We start from the raw sequence: 18455 nt of genomic DNA on the forward strand, positions 1-18455 counted from the left end.
TGCCTCGGTCACCCCCGTCTCCACCGGACCCAGAAATCTGGGATCGGGGCGCAGCACGGCGTCGAGCGTCCCCTTGCCGGCGGCGAACATCTCCCGGATCCCGCCGTAGTACCAGGTCACGTCGTGCGGCTCGGCGACCCCGACGCCGTACGACTCGACCCCCGCCGCCCGGCAGAGCGCCACCGCGCGCCGGACATGGAACCCCTGCGTCACCAGAACCGCACGCTCGACCCCGAATATCTTCCTGGCCCGTACGCAGGAGTCCCACGTGTCGAACCCGGCGTAGTCGCTGACGATCCGTCCGTCCGGCACGCCGCGTTCGACGAGATACGTCCGCATCGCGTCCGGCTCGTCGTACTCCACCCGGCTGTTGTCCCCGGTGACCAGGACGACCGTCACCTTGCCCGCGCGATACAGCTCGGCGGCCGCGTCGAGGCGGTGCGCGAGATACGGCGTCGGCCGTCCTGACCGCAGTCCCGCGCCGAAGACCACGGCGACGTCCCCGGCCGGGACGTCGGCGACCGTACGGATACGGCTGTCGGCGACCGCGTGCATCCAGGTCGCGGGCGTCAGCGCGAGCACGCACCCCAGCACGACGGCCTGTACGGCGCGGCGCTGCCCGCGCCGGGTGCGCGGCAGTCGTGGCAGACGCAGACGCAGGCGCAGACCCGGGCTTAGACGCGGGCGCGACAGCTTCAACTTCGGTAGCGGCATGGTCCCCCCTGGCGGGATCGTGGTTCCCCGTTCATCTCCCTGTACGACGATCGGCGGGGCCGATCAGTTCACGGATATGTCCGGCGAGGACCAGGCCGCCAGCAGCAGCGATTCGGCCGCCGCCGACGCGTAGACCGCCGCGGCCAGCCAGGCCAGCGCGAAGCCCTCGGGATCGGCGGGCAGCAGTCGGCCCAGGACATCGTGGCGGCGGTCCGCGGCGGCCTCCGCCAGTGCCTGGACCCGCTGTGCGCCGGTGGTGAGGCCCACGGCCCGCAGCCGGCGCGGGAGTTCGCCGTCCGCCGACGCCGCGGACACCGGGCGGCCTCCCGCGACGGCGCGATCCACCGTCCGGCGCAGAAGATCCAGCTCGATGGGGAGCGCGGGCGGCGCGGCGGCCACCGGCAGGGCCGGCGCCCCCGCCGGAACGGCCGGTATGTGCGCGCGGTTGAGCCGCCGCAGGCCCAGATCCGCGCGGACCGGCTCGCCGTCATGGCCCGTCCAGGACGCGGCGAGCGCCTGGACACGGTCGGGACGGTCGGGGACGACCCGCGCGATCAGCCGCAGCGCGAGCCCGGGGCGGCCGGCGAGCAGCTGGAGGTTCTCGCTGTAGGGGAGTTCGGGCCGTTCGTCCGGCGCCGACAGCCGCAGTGTGGGGCCCGCGGTGACGGCGAAGCCCGCGCCGGTGACCGTGCCGTCGAGGAAGAGCAGATCGCCACCCGCCGTACGGGCGTCGGCCGGCTCGGCCAACCAGCTGAGCGCCGAGGCCAGTTGGGCGGCGGGTGGCCGCTCCCAGAGGGCGGCGAGCGGCGGTTCGTGCCACCCCGCGCCCGTGGCCCGTACGGACCGGACCTGACCGCCGCCACCGATCCGGCCGTCCGGCGAGACGGTCGGCGCGGTGAGGACGACCCCGCCGCCGTCGCCCAACTCACGCAGCGGAAGGGCGCAGCCGCCCGGCACCGGGGTGCCCGAAGCCTGGAGCGCGCGGTCCGGTCCACCGGGAGCGACATCCGACAGCGTGCGGAGCGTGTGGTCGGGGGCGAGGGCGTACGCGGTGGCTCCCGCGTATCCGGACGCGGTCACCACCGGTTCGGTGAACAGGCCGTACAGCCGGAGCGGCCCTTCCGGCCGGTAGGCGCGGCGGGCGGGGGAGAGGGCCTCGGCCGGGCGCCGTACCAGATCGAGCAGCTCCGCCAGCCCGGCCGAGAGGTCGGACAGCCGGAACCCCGGGTCGTCGGAACGGGCCTCGCCCAGCTGCCGGGCGATCCGCACGGCGGTGGCGGCGGGGCGGTGCAGCCCGGCCAGCCGCGCGGAGTGCGCGGCATGGAGCAGCTCCGCCCGGTGGACGGCCCCGGAACCGGAGACACCCGCTACCAGGACGGCCGTCACGGCGTCCCGCAGGGCGCCGAGGGCGAGGGACTGCGCGGGAGTGGGCTGTCCGGGGGCGACGGGTGCGGGGGACTCGTCCCCGCCCGACGGCGCCCCGGGCTCTTCTTCTTCTGCTTCTCCTTCTCGTTCGTCTTCCTGCTCCACCGCGAGTGGTGCGCTCGACAGAACGGCCGCGCGGTGCAGGCAGGCCGGTGCCAGCAGACAGCCGCACACGGCGTCGTCCGCGGTGGCGACGATCCCGGCCGTGACCTTCAAGGTCACCGCCGTGTCCTCCGCGACACGGACCAGGACCCCGTCCGCGGTGGCCTCCACCGGCCAGCCGGCGGCCTTCGCCACCGCCCCGTCCACGCGTTTGCGCAGCCGGGCGGGGAGCAGATCGAGCGCGGCGGCCGCCACCTCGGCGGTCACCGGCGGCAGTACCGGAGCGGAGTCCGTCATCGGTGTGCACCTCCTACGCGTTCGCCGACCCAACGGGCCAGCTCCAGAGGGCTCAGCGCCGCGACCGGCATGCCCGCCCCCACCAACTGGCCCGCCACGCCGACCGAATAGCGGGGCCGTCCCTCGTCGTCCAGCGAGGCGCAGCCCAGGACGTGACACCCCGCGTCGACCAGCGCCCGTACCTCCGTGAGCAACGGGGAGACCGGGCCGCCCTCCTCGAAGTCGCTGATCAGCACGACCAGCGTGCGGGACGGCACCGTCACCAGCTCACGGGCGTGGCGCAGCCCGCGCGCGATGTTCGTACCGCCGCCGACCCGGACCTCCAGCAGCAGGCTCAGCGGATCCTCGACCTGATCGGTGAGGTCGAGCACCTCGGTCGAGAACGCGACGAAGTGCGTGCTCACCGCCGGGACACCGGCCAGTACGGAGGCGGTGAGCGCCGCCCAGACCGTCGAGGCCTCCATCGAGCCCGAGACATCCACGACCAGGACCAGCCGCCAGTCGGCGGCCTTGCGAGCGCGCGTGCGGAAGACGGGCCGCTCGGGCAGGACCGTCACGGCGCCCGTGTCCGGATCGCGGCGGGCGGTCGCCAGATTCGCGCGCAGCGTACGGGCGAGATCCAGCGGGCCGCCGGGGCGGCGGGTCGGGCGCGGATGGGAGAGCCCGGTCAGCGCGGGGCGCATCCGGTTGGCGAGCGCCTCGGTCAACTCGGCCACCAGTCGTGCCACCAGGGGCCGCAGCCGGGCGAGTTGCTGCTCGGGGAGGCCGCCGGCGTACGACAGGACGGTACGGAGCAGCTCCACGGACGGCCGCGCCGACGCCGGGTCGAGCTCCAGGGCGGCGTCGAACCGGCCCGCGTCGGCGGCTGCGGCGAGCACCTCTTCGCGTACGCCGGGTCCGAAGAGGGCGGACAACTCCTCGGACCAGGAACGGACATCGGGATACGACGCGCCGTCCCCGCCCCGGGAACCTCCGCCGGCCCCCTCCTCGCCCCGGGCGCCCTCGCCCCGCCCGTATCCGTACAGCTCGTCGAGCGCGCCGGCGATCCGGGCGGCGCCTCCGGTGAGCCCCCGCCCCCGCCCGAGCAGCAGCCGCCACCGCTCGCCGGGTGTGAGATCCCGCCCTGCCACGGGCACGGCCGCCCGAACCGCGAGCCCACCGCCGGCCAGCGGTGCGTGTCCCTGCCCCGGCAGCCCGCCGGGCGGCGCCTCCAACTGGTCCCGCGGCTGCTCCCGCGACGCCGTCCCCCCGTCCAGTCCCCTCGCCGCCAGTGCCTCCCGGCCCGCCAGATCCGCCGCGGCCAGCAGGGCCAGGGCCGTGGGGTCGTTCAGCGGTCCCGGGAGGGTGCCCGTGGCGAGGCCCGTGCGGTCCTCGACCGTGGCGAGCAGCCGGGCACGGGCCGCGGGGGACAGCGTGTCGAAACCCCCTCGCAGCGTGGGCAGCCGGTCCAGGAAGTCGCGGTCGGACAGGGCCTCGATCCGCTCCAACAGCGGATCCAGCGCGTGGCCCGTCTCCAGCAGCGGGCCCGCCGCCAGCAGTGCCCCGCGCAGGAATCCGGCCAGATCGGCACGGAGCGCGGGCGTTGTCGCGCTGTCCACGCGGGACGCCAGGCGGGTGCCGAACTCCGTCGCGTCCCGCTGCCCCAGCAGCACCCGGGCCGCCCCCGCCGCGCCCCGGATCAGCGGGGTGGCCTCTGCATCCAGCCGGGCCAGCACGGCGTCGAGCCGCAGGCCGCCGCCGAGCGCCGCGGCCGCCCGGTCGGCCAGCGAGACCAGCGCACGCGCGTCGGCGGGGTCGGTGGACCCCGCCAGCCCGTCCAGCGCGCGGACCCCGGCGGCGGCCAGTGACTCGTACGCCGCGCCGAGCGCGTCCCGTTCCCACATCGCCGGGAGGCCCGGCAGATGACCGGATGCGAGCCGGTCCACCAGGGCGATCCCGCCCAGCAGTTCCGGCAGGGTGCCGGACGCGGGCAGCAGTTCTGCGGTCTCCGACAGCCGTTCCACGGCGAGCGCGGGCAGCCCGCAGCGCGCCGCCTCCTCCAGACCGGCGAGCACCTCGGCCGCGGTCGGCCCGCCGACCCGGAGCTCGGCCGCACGCCGCTGCCGCAGCATCCCGGCCGCCGCCTGATCGAGCGTCACCCCGTGCACGCCCGCCACATCGAGCATCGCGGTGGTCGAAGGGGACCAGGCCACGGCCCAGCGCGTGGTCAGCGGGGCGGCGTCGCCCAGGCCCGCCACGTCGCCCTCCTCCCCGTACGGAACACGGCAGACCGCGAGCCGACGCAGACACACCTCACGGCGCCGGTCCAGATCGCCGCGGTGCGCGTCGAGGCGGAGTTCCCGGCGGGCGGGAGCCGTCGGCGTGGGCAGCGACAGCTCGCCGAGCAGCGCCTCGACGGCCGGTCCCAGGCCCGAACGGGGCGTCCCGGGGGCGAGCCGCCCCTGCCGTACGCCGACGAGGACCTTCTCCATGGCGGCGGCCACGACCCGGCCCCGGCCGAACAACTGCCCCTGGGTGAGGACGGTCTGCGCCGCCTCCGCGAGCTCCCCGCGCCCTGCGGCGGGCAGCCCGCGCAGCGTCGCCAGATCCCGGGCGACCCGGACCACCTCACGGGCGTCGGCCGGCCCGCTGGGATGTCCGGCGTCCCGTACGGCGGCACAGATCCGGACGGCGGTCGCCGTCAGCAGATCGTCCAGCAGCGCGGGATCGCCGCCGGCCCGATGCACCCCGCGCTGCCACTCCGGATCCCTGATCCCGGCCGGGTAGCCGGACCGCTCGTCCAGCAGCGCGTACGAGTACGGCACGAGCGAGGTGACGACGGACGCGCCCGCGCGGGACGGCGTACCGCCCGGCGTGGCGGCCGTGGCACCGGCCGGCCCGCCCGCGACGCATGGCTCCGCCGCCCCCGGCAGCAGCGCGGGCGCGTGGAACGCGCCGATCACCGCCGCCGCACGCCGGCCCTCGTGCTCGGCCAGCCGGCGCCGCATGTTCGCCTCGCGCCGCAGGTCGTACGGGTCGATCGCGCCCGAATCCGACCGCAGGGCCCAGCCGACCAGCAGCGCCGCCCGCCGCAGCGCCTCGGCGCCGGAGCCGGGGGCCGTCGCCTCGACGAGCCGGTCCCACAGATCGTCCCCGGGCCGTCCCCCCGCGCGCGCCCGCAGCGCGGCGGTGAGCGTCCCGCCCGCCGTAGCCGTAGCCGTAGCCGGATCTGGATCTGGATCTGGATCCGCGCCCGGGATCGGAACCGGCTCAACAGCCGGTTCAGGGCCGTCGTCCCGCTCCCTCGCCGCCAGCGGCAGGTCGAACGGAACGACCTCCACCCCCGTGTCCCGCGCCCAGCGGATCGCCGCCAGCTCCGGGGAGAACTCCGCGAACGGCAGGAACACCAGGCCGCCCGACGCGTCGCCCCGGCTGCCCGCCAGAGCGACCGGAGGCACCGTCGCCGGGTCGGCGAGATACGGCAGCCAGCCGGCGAACTCCTCCGGCAGCTCGACGAACAGCACCTCCGGCGCCGCCTCCGCCAGCATCGCCGGTACGGCCGCGGCCAGCGCGGGGGAGTGATGCCGTACGCCGATCAGATACGGCTCCCGGCATCCGGCGAGTGCGGCCAGCGCGGCCGGCGGAGACCCCTCGCCCGGCCCGGCCCCCGGCTCATCCCAGCTCATCGCGCAGCTCCCACAGCGTCCGCCAGAGCGGCGCACCGGCCTCCGCCCGGCGGCGTACCGGACCGTCCCAGTACCCCAGCAGGCGTGCGTGGTCGGCCGGGTCGTCCTTGCGTACGGTGCCGAGCAGATGGCCCGGCAGCGTGCGGACGACATCACGGCCGTCGCCGAGATACGCCGCGCCGAGCCCCATCGAGGTGGCCACATGGACCGCTTCCGCCGTCGACATGACCGTCGAGGGGCGCTCGATCTCCCAGCCCTCCGCACTGCGCCCGGTCCGCAGATCCCGGAACGCGGTGACGAGGGCTTCGAGCACCGTGTCGTCGACCGAGAACGTCGCCCCGCCGCGCACCAGCGCCGCCGTCGCCTGAGCGCGCACCAGTTCCGTCTCCGCGTCGAGGTCGCCGATCGGGCCGACCGTCTCGAAGTTGAACCGCCGCTTCAGGGCGGCGGACATCTCGGAGACGCCCTTGTCCCGGAGGTTGGCGGTGGCGATCAGGGTGAAGCCGGGCACGGCGTGCACCGTGCCGTCACCGCTGTCCCCGCCCGCCAGTTCCGGCACGGACATCCGGCGCTCCGACAGGAGCGAGACCAGCGAGTCCTGCACCTCGGGCAGACAGCGGGTGACCTCCTCGACGCGGGCGACCGCGCCGCGCGTCATGGCCGTGAGGACGGGGGAGGGCACCAGGGCCTCCCGGCTCGGCCCCTTGGCCAGGAGCATCGCGTAGTTCCAGCCGTAGCGCAGCTGGTCCTCCGTGGTGCCCGCCGTGCCCTGCACGGTGAGGGTGCTGCTGCCGCACACCGCGGCCGACAGCAGCTCGGAGAGCATCGACTTGGCCGTGCCCGGCTCGCCGACGAGCAGCAGCCCGCGCTCCCCCGCCAGCGTCACCACGCACCGCTCCACCAGGGCGCGGTCGCCGACGAACTTCCGTGACACGACGAGCTGTCCGCCGTCCGCCGAGCGCAGCGGCTGACCGTCCGAGCCGCAGACGAACAGCACCACCGCACGCGGTGTCAGCCGCCAGCTCGGCGGCCGCGGTCCTTCGTCGTACGACGCCAGGAACGCCAGCTCCGCCGCATACCGGTCCTCCGGCAGCTCCATCTGCCGCCCGGACCCCGTCCGCGCTTCCATGCCGCTGCCCGTGTCCATGCCCGTCTCCGCGTCCGTCCCCGTCACCGTCATCGTCTGCCTCCCCGGCCGCCGCGGCGGCCCTGGAACTCCTCGAACCCCGGCGCGTCGCCGTCGACGACCCGCCGCCACGCGGCCTCGTACACCTCGGGCACCGGCCGGTCGGGCACCACGAAGCCCGGCAGCTCCCACGGCAGCAGCGCCGTCTTCCAGCTCTCCGACGGCAGCCGTGGTGTCGGCTGCTCCAGCCAGCCGCCGGGCAGGAAGAGCGACCGTCCCGCCCGCGCCCGCCTGGCCTCCACCACCAGGTCGGTGGCGGCCAGTTCCGTACGGGCCTTCTTCAGCCGGGCCGGCTTCCAGCCCGTCCACTCGGTCTGGTGACGGTCCGTCGGGTCGGGCAGCGCGAGCAGCATCAGATAGAGCGCCGCCGCGTCCTCGGAGAGCCCGAACCGCTCCACCGCCAGGCCCACCAGCTCCGGCACGCTGTGCTGCGGGTTCTGCTGCGCCCCCGGCGGGCCGTCGGCCGAGACCAGCTCCATGAACTCCTCGCTCAGCAGCGCCCGCAGCGCCGCCAGCGCGGGCGCCGCGCCCGCCGTCGCCGCCAGCAGCTTCAGGTCGGGATGATCGGGACCGCCCTCACCCCGGTCCCCGGTCCCCGCCCCGGCCCCGTCCTCGGCCCACGCCGCAGGCAGCACGGCCGCCGGCCGCACCCACACCTCGTCCCAGTCCCGTCCGTACCGCGTCGGGGCCAGCACCAGCGCCGCCGACAACTCGAACAACTCCTTCTCGTCGCCGCCGCGTCGGGGCGCCAGGCCATGGGCCTCGCGCAGCCGCGGGGACACGGCGTCGTAGCCGGAGTCCCGGTCCACGCCCAGGTCCAGCAGCAGACCGGGGTCGGCGAGCCGCTCCCGCAGCATCCGCGCGGTCACCGGCAGGACCGCCCGCAGCGGATCCCCGTACGGCAGCCGGTACGCGAGCCAGCGCAGCGCGTCGACCGTGGCCTGCAGCGAGGACCCGGTCAGCAGCAGACGCGGCTCGGCCGGTTCCAGCGTTCCGTCGGCCATCCGCTGTTCGGTACGGCCCCCGAGCCGCTCCTGCCACTCGGGGTTGAGGGCGTCGCTCACGGCGGTGCCGCCGCCTATTTCGGCCACCATCCTTCTGATCAGGGCGGGCGGTGTGGGCCGTCGCCTGCCGCGCGCCGCGATCCACGCGCCCGCCAACGGCTCCGAGGCGAAACCGGTGGTCCACAGATCCGCCACCCGCTCCGGCTCGGCGGGGAGCAGGAGGCCGGTGAACGTCCGCCGTTCCCCGATGCTCAGCGCGGCCATCGTTCCGACCGCCACCTGCGCCTCGGCGCTCTTCGCACCCAGCGGCTCCAGATACTCGGCGGGCAGCGCCTGCTGGCTCCGGTAGCTGTTCAGCCCGGGGGAACCGAGCTGGAGCAGCGCGCCCGCCGCCGGCGTGACTCCCACCCGCTCCGCGAAGTCCACAGCCTGCTCCGGGCGGTAGGGCAGTGGGCCGTGCTCGCGCACGAGCTCCAGCAGCCGCCGCACCGCGGGCGCCCGCACCGGGTCGTCCGCCGCGCCCAGCACCTCGGACGAGATGAGCGTGCAGCCGTCCCAGCCGCCGAAGGCCCCGGCCGGGTCGTACTCGACGCAGTGCCAGTACGCGTCCTTCTCCTCCGTCCGCAGTCGGCCGAGGAACAACAGCCGCCGGGCACCGGCGTGCCGCATCTCGCCGGCGTACTTGTCCTCGTTGGAGGCTCCGGGGATCCGCAGCTCCACGGCCCGCAGCCGGCCGCGCGGGTCGATCAGCGGCGCGTCACCGTCGCCCCCGCCGGCCGGTGCGGCGCCCCGCACGGCCAGCGCCGTGTCGAGGAACTCCAGCAGGGCCGCGCGATGCTCCTCCGAGGTCACGGGCGAGGCGGCGCGCAGAGCGAGCGCCACCATCCCGGCGCCGCACAGCGTCACCCACCCCTCGCTCGGTCCGCGCAGCGCCGTCCGCCCCGGGACCGCGGCGGGCGCCAGCAGCTGCGGCAGCACCCGGATCTGGTCGAGGACCGACGCGCTGCTCCGGGGCCGGTGCTGGTAGAAGTACCGGTACGTCGGCTCGGCGAAGCCCTGGAACGCCTCGCTCAGGACACCGTCGAAGGCGTACCGGACCTTCGGCTCCTCCGGATCGCCGGAGTCCTGTTCCTCCGTGGCCCGTTCGGCGAGGGTTTCGAGGCGCCTGCCGTGGCGAACCGCCTCGTCCAGCAGTCCGGCCACGCCCGCCACCAGAGCCGGGTGGGTGACCTCCGGCAGCAGCCGCCGCACAGCCGCCTCCGGCTTCGTGTCGCCGGCGACGGCCGCCAGCAGCGCCCGCGCGTCCGCCTCCGTCACCGCGCGCAGCGCCGCGGAGCCGCGTTCGTCACGCGGCAGCAGCGCGTGCCAGTACGCCACGGGCGGCACGATCACGGTGCCCGCGGCGTACACGCCGCCCCGCTCGCCCTCGGCCATCCGCGCGAGATGGACGCCGTCGGCGTCGTAGAGATCGATCCGCGCGTCGAATCCGTTCGACTCACGCGGATGCAGTACGGCCCCGCCGGGCAGCCGCAGCGGCGGCACGGGAATGCCGTGGGTCAGGTGCTGGACGCGGGAGCGGGGCGGCATGGGGACAGCGGGGCTGCGGCTGCCGTCCACCGAGCAGGCCGTCAGCGTCCGCTCCGCCGGGTCGTACGTGACCCACCAGCCCAGCAGGCCGTCCTTCGTGCCGAACGGCGAGGATTCCAGGCCGGGTTGTACGGGAAGCAGCCGGCAGGCCCGCTCCAGCAGCTGTCCGCCGCCCTCGGCCAGCGCGGAGTCGAAGAAGGCGGGCACCGACACCCGGCCCCTGCGGGCGGACTCGGGGTCGTACTCCCACCACTGGTTCTCGTGCAGGACCCATACGGAGATGCCGTCCGAGACGACCGGGCGGCGCTCCGCCGCGAAGGAGGTGTCGCCCGCGTGCACCGGCCGGCCGCCGTAGCAGCGACCGCCGTCGGGCAGGGCGAACGAGGGCGTCCGGGCCTCGGTCCAGTGGTCGTTCAGCTCGCCCGCGGGCTTGAACACCTCGGCGGGGCGGCCCGACCAGACGGCCCGCCGGTCGTCGCCGTAACCGTTGGCGATCAGCCACTGGCCTTCCACATGGCGGACCGTCACTGCGTCCCGGTGGGCCGGCGCGGTCGTCGGCAGGCTGAGGACACGCTGGTCGAGCACGCTCGTCGGCCCCACCGCCGCGACCTGGGTGCCGACCCGGACCAGCAGCGCGGGCCAGGCGTCGGTGAGTTGGTACCACTTGTCGGCGTTGTAGCCGTAGCGCGTCCCCGAGACCTTCGCGTCGACCGTGCCGAGCCCTGGCAGCGCCTCTTCCAGGGCGGGCCAGACCAGCTCGTCGAGGATGCCCGCCCGCAACGTCCTCGCCAGGGCCGAAGCGGGCGAGACCGCGGTGATCCGCCGCACCGCGTCCGGCGCCGTGGCCAGCACGGACCGCGAAGCGAACCGGGTCAGCCGCCGCAACTGGGCGTCCAGCTCGGGCAGTCCGAAGGGCCGCGACAGATCGTCCGCCCGCTCACCGAGCCAGCCCACGAGTACGGTACGCAGCGCGGGATGGCCGACGACCTTTTCGAGCCGTGCCGGGGCGTCGTCGTTCTCGCCCAGCTGCTCCACGCCCGCGCGCAGCAGCCGGGTGAACCGGGGGTCGGCCGTCAGCGCGGCCAGATCCCTGCGGCCCGCGCGCTCGTCGAACAGCCAGTCGGCCAGATCCAGCCTCCAGCCGTCCTCCGAGGGACCGGCGACCGGCACCCCCCAGGCCAGACAGGCGTCCAGCAGATCCAGGTCCACCGTGACGCGCCTGCCGTAGCCGCCGAGCAGCCGTACGGGCGTGCCGTCGGCCACCAGCCGGTCCACCAGCCGCTCGGTCAGGGCCAGTTCGGCGGCCAGCCGCTTGGTCGGCCGCCAGCCGCGCTGCCGGTGCCTGGCCCAGGACGACAGCCACTCCGCGGCCGGAACTGTCCCGTCCACCAGCAGGGCGACCGCCCCGCACCGGTCCAGCAGGGCGAGCCAGGAGGCGTCGAACTCCTCGGGGCTGTCACCACCCGTGGCGGGCAGCAGCGTCAGCAGCCGCTCACGCACCGCGCGGTCCTCGGCCGCCACGGCGGCCAGGGCCGGCAGCGCGGACTTCCAGAAGCTCGCCGCCGCGCGGTTCATCGGGCCGGTGTGGATGATCTCCGCGAGCAGCGACCGCTCCTCGGCGTCCGCGTCCAGGGCCGCGCCCTTCGCGAGGCGCCGCAGATCCTCCAGCATGCCCGCGTACGGGGCGAGTCCGGCCGCGCACCGCTCCAGCGAGACCGCCTTGAACTGGCCGTACGCCTCGGTCGCCGACAGCCGGACCGTCAGTGCCTTGGCGTGCTCGCGCAGGGCCTTGCCGCTCAGCGCACCGGCCCCGGCGAACTCCAGGAAGACCTCGCGCAGCCGCTCCTCGTCCACCTCCAGGGCATGGCGCTGCTCCGCCGCCCGCGCCTTGCCGAAGAACGTCGAGGCGTACTGGCGCGACTCGGCGGCCAGGAAGTGCCGTGCCACCTGCTCGTAGAAGGTGGGCAGGAAGTGCGGTACGGACCGGTCGAGCCGCTCGCCGATCTCGTCGAACCCCTCCTTCGCCAGCCCTGGCTTCGTGGCGACGAGCCGGGTGAGTCGCTCCATCTCCTTGACCACGGCGAGCGCGTGATGGCCGTTGCCCGGGTCGTGCACGAGCGCCCAGGCGGGGAAGCCCAGCGACTGCTGCTTGACCCGGCCGACCTCGCCGACCTCGGCCGCGCCGAATCCCAGGTACTCCAGGGCGAGATCCTCGGCGGCCCCGATCGCCCCGGGCACCAGCCGTACCACCGCGCGCCCGTCCAGTGCGGGATGGCCGTACGCCCGCGCGGTCAGCACATCGCCCTCGGCGCCGCCGAGCGGCAGCACCGCGCCGGCGTCCAGCAGGTCCTTCTCCGGCGATGTCCCGGCCGCTGTCTTCTTGTTGGCCGGCGTCTTCTTGTCCGCCGCCGTCTTCTGGTCGGCCGGCGTCCCGCCCGGCCCTCGCACGTCGCTCACAGCGCCCCCTCCTCGTCACTCACGACCACACGGCCCGCGTACACCAGCGCGGCCATCCGCTCACCCTCCGACCAGGCGACCGGCCCCACCTCCGCGAGCGGCAGCCGCCGCCCGGCCGCGTCACGCCACTCCAGCGAGCCGGTCAGCGTCTCCGTGTCGGGATAGTCGTCCCCCAGCCAGTACGCCGCCTCCAGCGGCCGCCCGTCCTCCACCAGGGGGCAGACCACCTGGCCGCCGCGCACCCGGTAGCCGAGCGAGACCGCACGCGCGGTGGCGTGCCGCAGCTGCTCGAACTTCCCGTTGGCGTACGCACGCCAGTCCTGCGCCGTACCAGCCGTGCCGGCCGTACTACCGGCGTCGGCGGGGTCGTCGGACGGCTCCGGCCGCCGCCACACCTCGCGGAACAGCTGCTCCGCGCCCTGCTCGACCCCCAGCTCCGCGGCGAACTCCCGCAGCTCCGCCAGCTCTTCGAGCAGCACCGGATGCGGAATCAGCACCGTCGCCACCCGCGCCGGGTCCAGTCGCACCGAGTCCCCGTCCAGATCGACGATCCCCAGCCCCCGCACCGGATCCGCGTCCCGCAGAAATCCCGCACGCGCCGTGTCGGCCGAGCCGTCCGCGGCCACCGGCGCCACCACGAGATCGCGCAGCGCCGACTGCCAGGCCGCATCCGGCCACACCCGCGCCAGCAGGGCCACCGGAACCGGCAGCGAACGCACCAGCCAGGCGTCCACCTGCTCCCGGCACTCCCGCTCGTGCCGCTCCAGCCACTCGGCCAGCTGCCGCAGCCGTACCACCTCGGCGTCATCCTTGAGCTTCGCCGGCACCTGTTTCAGTGCCCGGCCCGCGGCATTGCGGCACAGCACCCGTGTGCCGTCCAGCGTGACGGCATAGCCGCCCGACGTCTCGATCCAGCCCATGGCAGGACCCCTCCCCGACCTTCTGGTTCCGAACGATCTTCACAGTAGGTGAGGGGTCTGACAACGAGCCGACGGTGCCCGCCGAGGGTGCCCGCCGACCGTGCCCACGACGCCCCGCGCCACGGTCCGCCGCCACCTCGCCTCGGCCCGGGACAGCCGCTCCGGTTACCTTCGGTGCATGGCAGGCACCACCGGCATCACCACACCGCACCCCTCAGAACCGGCGGGCGCGTACGACGACGCGGCCACCGAGCGCTGGGCCACCGAGCCCGACAAGCGCCCGGGACGCACCGCTTTCCAGCGTGACCGCGCGCGCGTGCTGCACTCCAGCGCGCTGCGCCGGCTCGCCGGCAAGACCCAGGTGGTGACCCCGGGATCCCGCAGCCAGGAGTGGGACGCCAGCGCTCGCACCCGGCTGACCCACTCCCTGGAGTGCGCGCAGGTGGGGCGCGAACTGGGCGCGGCGCTCGGCTGCGACCCGGATCTCGTCGAGGCCGCGTGTCTCTCCCACGACATGGGCCACCCGCCCTTCGGCCACAACGGCGAGCAGGCGCTCAACGACTTCGCCCGGGACTGCGGCGGCTTCGAGGGCAACGCCCAGTCGCTGCGGCTGCTGACCAGGATCGAGCCGAAGCGCTTCGTACGGTCCCAGGAAGCCCAGGAAGCCCAGGCGTCTCCAGCATCCCGAGCCGCCCAGGAGTCCCGAGCCGCCCAGGAGTCCCGAGCCGCCCAGGAGTCCCAGGGCGGAGACGATCTGGTCAGCGTCGGCCTCAACCTCACCCGCGCCGCCCTGGACGCCGCCACCAAATACCCATGGCCGCGCGGCGCCCACCCCACCGAGCCCGGCTCGCCGAAGTTCGGGGTGTACGAGGACGACCTGCCGGTCTTCTCCTGGGTCCGCCGGGGCGCACCGGCGGACCGTACCTGCTTCGAGGCGCAGGTCATGGACTGGTCCGACGACGTGGCGTACTCCGTCCACGACTTCGAGGACGGTCTGCACGCCGGCCATGTCGACCCCGCCGCGCTCTCCTCCGAGACCGAGCGGCGCGGGATCTGGGCGGTGGCGATCGGCAGGTACGTACCGGCGGACACCGACCCGCAGGAGCTGTCGGCCGCACTCGACCGGCTCATGCGGCAGGAGTGGTGGCCGCACGGCTACGACGGCTCCGCCGTGGCGCAGGGCCGGCTCAAGGACGCGACCAGCGAGCTCATCGGACGCTTCTGCCTGGCCGCCGAGGGCGCCACCCGCCGGGCGTACGGCACGGGCCCGCTCACCCGGTACGCCGCCGAGCTGGTCGTCCCGCGCGCGGCCCGCCACGAATGCGCGGTGCTCAAGGCCGTCGCCGACCGCTATGTCATGCAGCGCGCCGAACAGGAGGCGCTCCGCGCCGACCAGCGGATCGTCCTGGCCGAGCTGGCCGAGGCGCTCACGGCCCGCGCCCCGGAGGGGCTGGATCCGCAGTTCCGCGCGCTGTTCGCCACGGCCCCCGACGACCGGGCGCGCAAGCGCGTCATCGTCGACCAGATCGCCTCGCTCACCGACGCGGCGGCCCGCTCCCTGCACGCAGGACTCACCAGCCGCCCCTGACACACGGACGCCACCGGCCGTGCCGCGCCGCCACGCGCGGCACGTTCAGATCGGCGGTGGTGAAATGGATGCGTAGCACGCGCCCCTCAAGCCTCACGGCTCCTGATGCACGCTGGGTACGAGAGTAGCCAGATCACTGCGGTGAGACACGTCCGTGGAGCGCTCCCTCTTTCGCCATCACGCTCCGTACGGGACGCTCGCAGATGGCGGCAGCGCGAAGAGGAGGCATCAAGTGGTCGACGCACATCGGACATTTGTCATCGTCGGGGGCGGGCTGGCCGGGGCGAAGGCCGCGGAAACCCTGCGCGCGGAGGGCTTCACCGGCCGAGTGATCCTCATCGGCGACGAGCGCGACCACCCCTATGAACGGCCGCCCCTGTCCAAGGGCTATCTGCTCGGCAAGGCGGAACGGGACAGCGTCTTCGTGCACGCGTCCGGCTGGTACGCCCAGGCCGAGATCGAGCTGCATCTCGGCCAGACCGTCACCTCCATCGACCGGGACGCCCGGTGCGTGCATCTCGGCGACGGCACCTCCGTGCGGTACGACAAACTCCTGCTGGCCACCGGCGCCGAACCGCGCCGCCTCGACATCCCCGGTACGGATCTGGTGGGCGTCCACCATCTGCGCCGGCTCGCCCACGCGGACCGGCTGCGCCAGGTACTGACCGCCCTCGGCCGCGACAACGGCCATCTGGTCATCGCCGGTGCGGGATGGATCGGCCTGGAGGTCGCGGCCGCCGCGCGTGGGTACGGCGCGGAGGTCACCGTCATCGAGTCCGCCCCGACCCCGCTCCACCACGTGCTCGGCCCCGAGCTGGGCCAGCTCTTCACCGACCTGCACCGCGAGCACGGCGTCCGCTTCCACTTCGGCGCGCGGCTCACCGGGATCACCGGACAGGACGGCATGGTCCTGGCGGCCCGTACGGACGACGGCGAGGAGCACCCGGCCCACGATGTGCTCGCCGCGATCGGTGCCGCCCCGCGCACGGCCCTCGCCGAGGCCGCCGGTCTGGAGCTCGCCGACCGGGACCAGGGCGGCGGCGTCGCCGTCGACGCCGGTCTGCGCACCTCCGACCCCGACATCTTCGCGACGGGCGATGTGGCCGCCTTCCCGCTGCCTGACTGGAGCGGCACGCTGCCCGCCGGCCGGGTACGCGTCGAGCACTGGGCCAACGCGCTCAACGGCGGCCCGGCCGCCGCCCGCGCCATGCTCGGCCAGGACGTCACCTACGACCGCGTCCCGTATTTCTTCTCCGACCAGTACGACCTGGGTCTTGAGTACTCGGGCTGGGCGCCGCCCGGCTCGTACGACCAGGTGGTCGTACGGGGCGACGCCGGAAAGCGGGAGTTCGTCGCCTTCTGGCTGAAGGACCGCAAGGTGCTCGCCGGGATGAACGTCAATGTGTGGGACGTCACCGAAGACATCCAGCGCCTGATCCGCTCCGCCGAGCCGCAGGATCTGGAGGCCCTCGCCGACCCGGGTGTCCCGCTGGGCGCCCTCCGCACCTGACGCGTACAGGACTCCCGGCACCGCACCGGATCCCCGGGGCCGGACAGGACTGTCCGCGCGTCCCCGTAGGATTCACGCGTGGCAGGCAGGATCAACGATGACGACGTGAAGGCGGTACGGGACGCGGTCCCGATCGACGCCGTCGTGTCCGAGTACCTCCAGCTGCGCAACGCGGGCGGCGGCAATCTGAAGGGGCTCTGTCCCTTCCACGACGAGAAGTCCCCCTCCTTCCAGGTCAGTCCGAGCAAGGGTCTCTTCCACTGCTTCGGCTGCCAGGAGGGCGGGGACACCATCGCCTTCGTGATGAAGATCGACCATCTCTCCTTCTCCGAGACGGTCGAGCGGCTCGCCGCCCAGGCGGGCATCACCCTGCGGTACGAAGAGGGCGGGTACAACCCGTCGAGCCAGCGCGGCGAGCGCACCCGGCTGGTCGAGGCGCACAAGATCGCCGCGCAGTTCTACGCCGAGCAGCTGTCAGGCGCCGAGGCCGAGACGGGCCGTACGTTCCTCGCCGAGCGCGGCTTCGACCAGGCAGCAGCCGAGCACTTCGGCGTCGGCTACAGCCCGGTCGGCTGGGACCACCTCACCCGCTATCTGCGCGGCCAAGGCTTCAGCGACAAGGAGCTGCTGCTCTCCGGGCTCTCCCAGGACGGCCGCCGCGGCCCGATCGACCGCTTCCGCGGCCGGCTGATGTGGCCCATCCGCGACATCTCCGGCGAGGTCGTCGGCTTCGGCGCGCGCAAGCTCCGGGACGACGACAACGGGCCGAAGTACCTCAACACCCCCGAGACCGCGATCTACAAGAAGTCCCAGGTGCTGTACGGCGTCGACCTGGCCAAGAAGGACATCGCCAAGGCCAGCCGGGCCGTCGTCGTCGAGGGCTACACCGATGTGATGGCCTGCCATCTGGCCGGGGTCACCACCGCCATCGCCACCTGCGGCACCGCCTTCGGCGGCGACCACATCAAGATCCTCCGGCGGCTGCTGATGGACAACGGCAGCGCGCGGGTGATCTTCACCTTCGACGGGGACGCGGCCGGTCAGAAGGCCGCGCTGCGCGCCTTCGAGGACGACCAGAAGTTCGCCGCCGAGACCTATATCGCCATCGCCCCCGACAATATGGACCCGTGCGAGCTGCGCCTCGCCAAGGGCGACGAAGCCGTCCAGGACCTGGTCGAACCCCGCACGCCGCTCTTCGAGTTCGCGATCCGCCAGATCGTCTCGCGGTACGCCCTGGAGACCCCGGCGGGCCGCGCCGCGGCGCTCGACGAGGCCGCCCCGATCGTCGCCCGGATCAAGAACGGCTCCTCGCAGCACGAGGTCGCGGTCCAGCTCGCCGGCATCCTCGGCATCCTCGACACCCAGTTCGTGGTCAAGCGCGTCGCGCAGGTGGCGCGCTGGGCCCGCGACCGCGGCGGCCGCGGCCCGGCGGAGGTGCCGGAGCGCCGCTCGCAGCAGTCGTACGAGACCCAGACGCAGGGCCCCTCAGGACCCGCGCTCAACCTCCGCAGCCCCGCCCACCGCACCGAGCGTGAGCTGCTCAAACTCGCCCTCCAGCGGCCCGAGCTGGTCTCCCCGGCCTTCGACGCCTACGGGACGGACGAGTTCACCGCCCCGCCGTACGCCGCCGTGCGCCGCGCCATAGAGGACGCGGGCGGCGCCGAGTCGGGCCTGCGCTCGGCCCCCGAGTATCTGGCCCGGGTCCGCGAGGCCGCGCCGAACGACGTGGTGCGCGCGCTGGTCACCGAGCTGGCGGTGGAGGTGTTCCACGGCAAGACCATCGACGAGACCTACGCCGGGGAGCAGCTCGTCCAGGTCAGGCTGCGCGCCGTCGACCGCCGGGTCCGCGATGTCACCGGCACCCTGACCCGGCTCGGCACCCAGGCGGAACCGGACCATTACGCGGCCGTACAGAACGAGCTGTGGGTGCTCCAGCAGTACGGCCGGTCCCTGCGCAACCGCGGCGCCGACGCCCTGTAGAGCGGCCCGCGCCTCTCCGT

General features: G+C 74.4%; 9 protein-coding genes. 3 read left to right on the forward strand and 6 right to left on the reverse strand.

Translation table 11 applies throughout. The features are described 5' to 3' along the window. The 6 genes from ACFVWW_RS27530 to ACFVWW_RS27555 form a co-directional block, all read right to left on the reverse strand. Window positions 1–714: vancomycin high temperature exclusion protein (locus tag ACFVWW_RS27530; protein ID WP_389680172.1), on the reverse strand; the 714-nt coding region annotated here is incomplete at its 3' end. A gap of 63 nt (window positions 715–777) precedes the next feature. Then, window positions 778–2538, reverse strand: coding sequence for a hypothetical protein (locus ACFVWW_RS27535; protein ID WP_386877497.1), 1761 nt, complete (start codon window positions 2536–2538; stop codon window positions 778–780). Further along, window positions 2535–6203, reverse strand: a complete 3669-nt coding sequence (locus ACFVWW_RS27540) for a DUF5682 family protein (protein WP_386877496.1) — start codon at window positions 6201–6203, stop codon at window positions 2535–2537. Before ACFVWW_RS27540 ends, ACFVWW_RS27535 begins: the two co-directional genes overlap by 4 nt. Then, a complete protein-coding gene (locus ACFVWW_RS27545; RefSeq protein WP_386877721.1) occupies window positions 6190–7332 on the reverse strand; it encodes an AAA family ATPase in 1143 nt (380 codons plus the stop codon). Before ACFVWW_RS27545 ends, ACFVWW_RS27540 begins: the two co-directional genes overlap by 14 nt. 47 nt (window positions 7333–7379) lie before the next feature. Further along, complete coding sequence (locus tag ACFVWW_RS27550) at window positions 7380–12437, reverse strand: hypothetical protein (protein WP_386877495.1); 5058 nt, start codon at window positions 12435–12437, stop codon at window positions 7380–7382. Next, window positions 12434–13357 (reverse strand): DUF4132 domain-containing protein, encoded by a 924-nt coding sequence (locus tag ACFVWW_RS27555; protein ID WP_384189277.1) that lies wholly within the window; start codon window positions 13355–13357, stop codon window positions 12434–12436. The genes ACFVWW_RS27550 and ACFVWW_RS27555 overlap by 4 nt, the downstream gene beginning before the upstream one ends. Before the next feature lie 178 nt (window positions 13358–13535). On the opposite strand from ACFVWW_RS27555, the gene ACFVWW_RS27560 reads away from it, so the two are divergent. The 3 genes from ACFVWW_RS27560 (at window position 13536) to dnaG (ending at window position 18435) form a co-directional block, all read left to right on the forward strand. Beyond that, window positions 13536–14945 carry a deoxyguanosinetriphosphate triphosphohydrolase gene (locus ACFVWW_RS27560; RefSeq protein ID WP_386877494.1) on the forward strand — a complete coding sequence of 470 codons (1410 nt, stop codon included), beginning with the start codon at window positions 13536–13538 and terminating at the stop codon, window positions 14943–14945. A 232-nt stretch (window positions 14946–15177) separates the two neighbouring features. Continuing rightward, window positions 15178–16455 carry an NAD(P)/FAD-dependent oxidoreductase gene (locus ACFVWW_RS27565; protein WP_386877493.1) on the forward strand — a complete coding sequence of 426 codons (1278 nt, stop codon included), beginning with the start codon at window positions 15178–15180 and terminating at the stop codon, window positions 16453–16455. A gap of 78 nt (window positions 16456–16533) precedes the next feature. Beyond that, complete coding sequence (gene dnaG / locus ACFVWW_RS27570; protein ID WP_386877492.1) at window positions 16534–18435, forward strand: DNA primase; 1902 nt, start codon at window positions 16534–16536, stop codon at window positions 18433–18435. Window positions 18436–18455 lie beyond the last annotated feature (20 nt).

This window comes from Streptomyces sp. NPDC058198, assembly GCF_042882605.1.
Taxonomy (GTDB): Bacteria; Actinomycetota; Actinomycetes; order Streptomycetales; family Streptomycetaceae; genus Streptomyces.

Excerpts from the sequence above, each read along its gene's own strand:
- ACFVWW_RS27555 (WP_384189277.1), bottom strand. The coding sequence starts at position 13,357 with ATGGGCTGGATCGAGACGTCGGGCGGCTATGCCGTCACGCTGGACGGC.
- ACFVWW_RS27540 (WP_386877496.1), bottom strand. The coding sequence starts at position 6,203 with ATGAGCTGGGATGAGCCGGGGGCCGGGCCGGGCGAGGGGTCTCCGCCG.
- ACFVWW_RS27535 (WP_386877497.1), bottom strand. The coding sequence starts at position 2,538 with ATGACGGACTCCGCTCCGGTACTGCCGCCGGTGACCGCCGAGGTGGCG.
- ACFVWW_RS27560 (WP_386877494.1), top strand. The coding sequence starts at position 13,536 with ATGGCAGGCACCACCGGCATCACCACACCGCACCCCTCAGAACCGGCG.
- ACFVWW_RS27545 (WP_386877721.1), bottom strand. The coding sequence starts at position 7,332 with ATGGAAGCGCGGACGGGGTCCGGGCGGCAGATGGAGCTGCCGGAGGAC.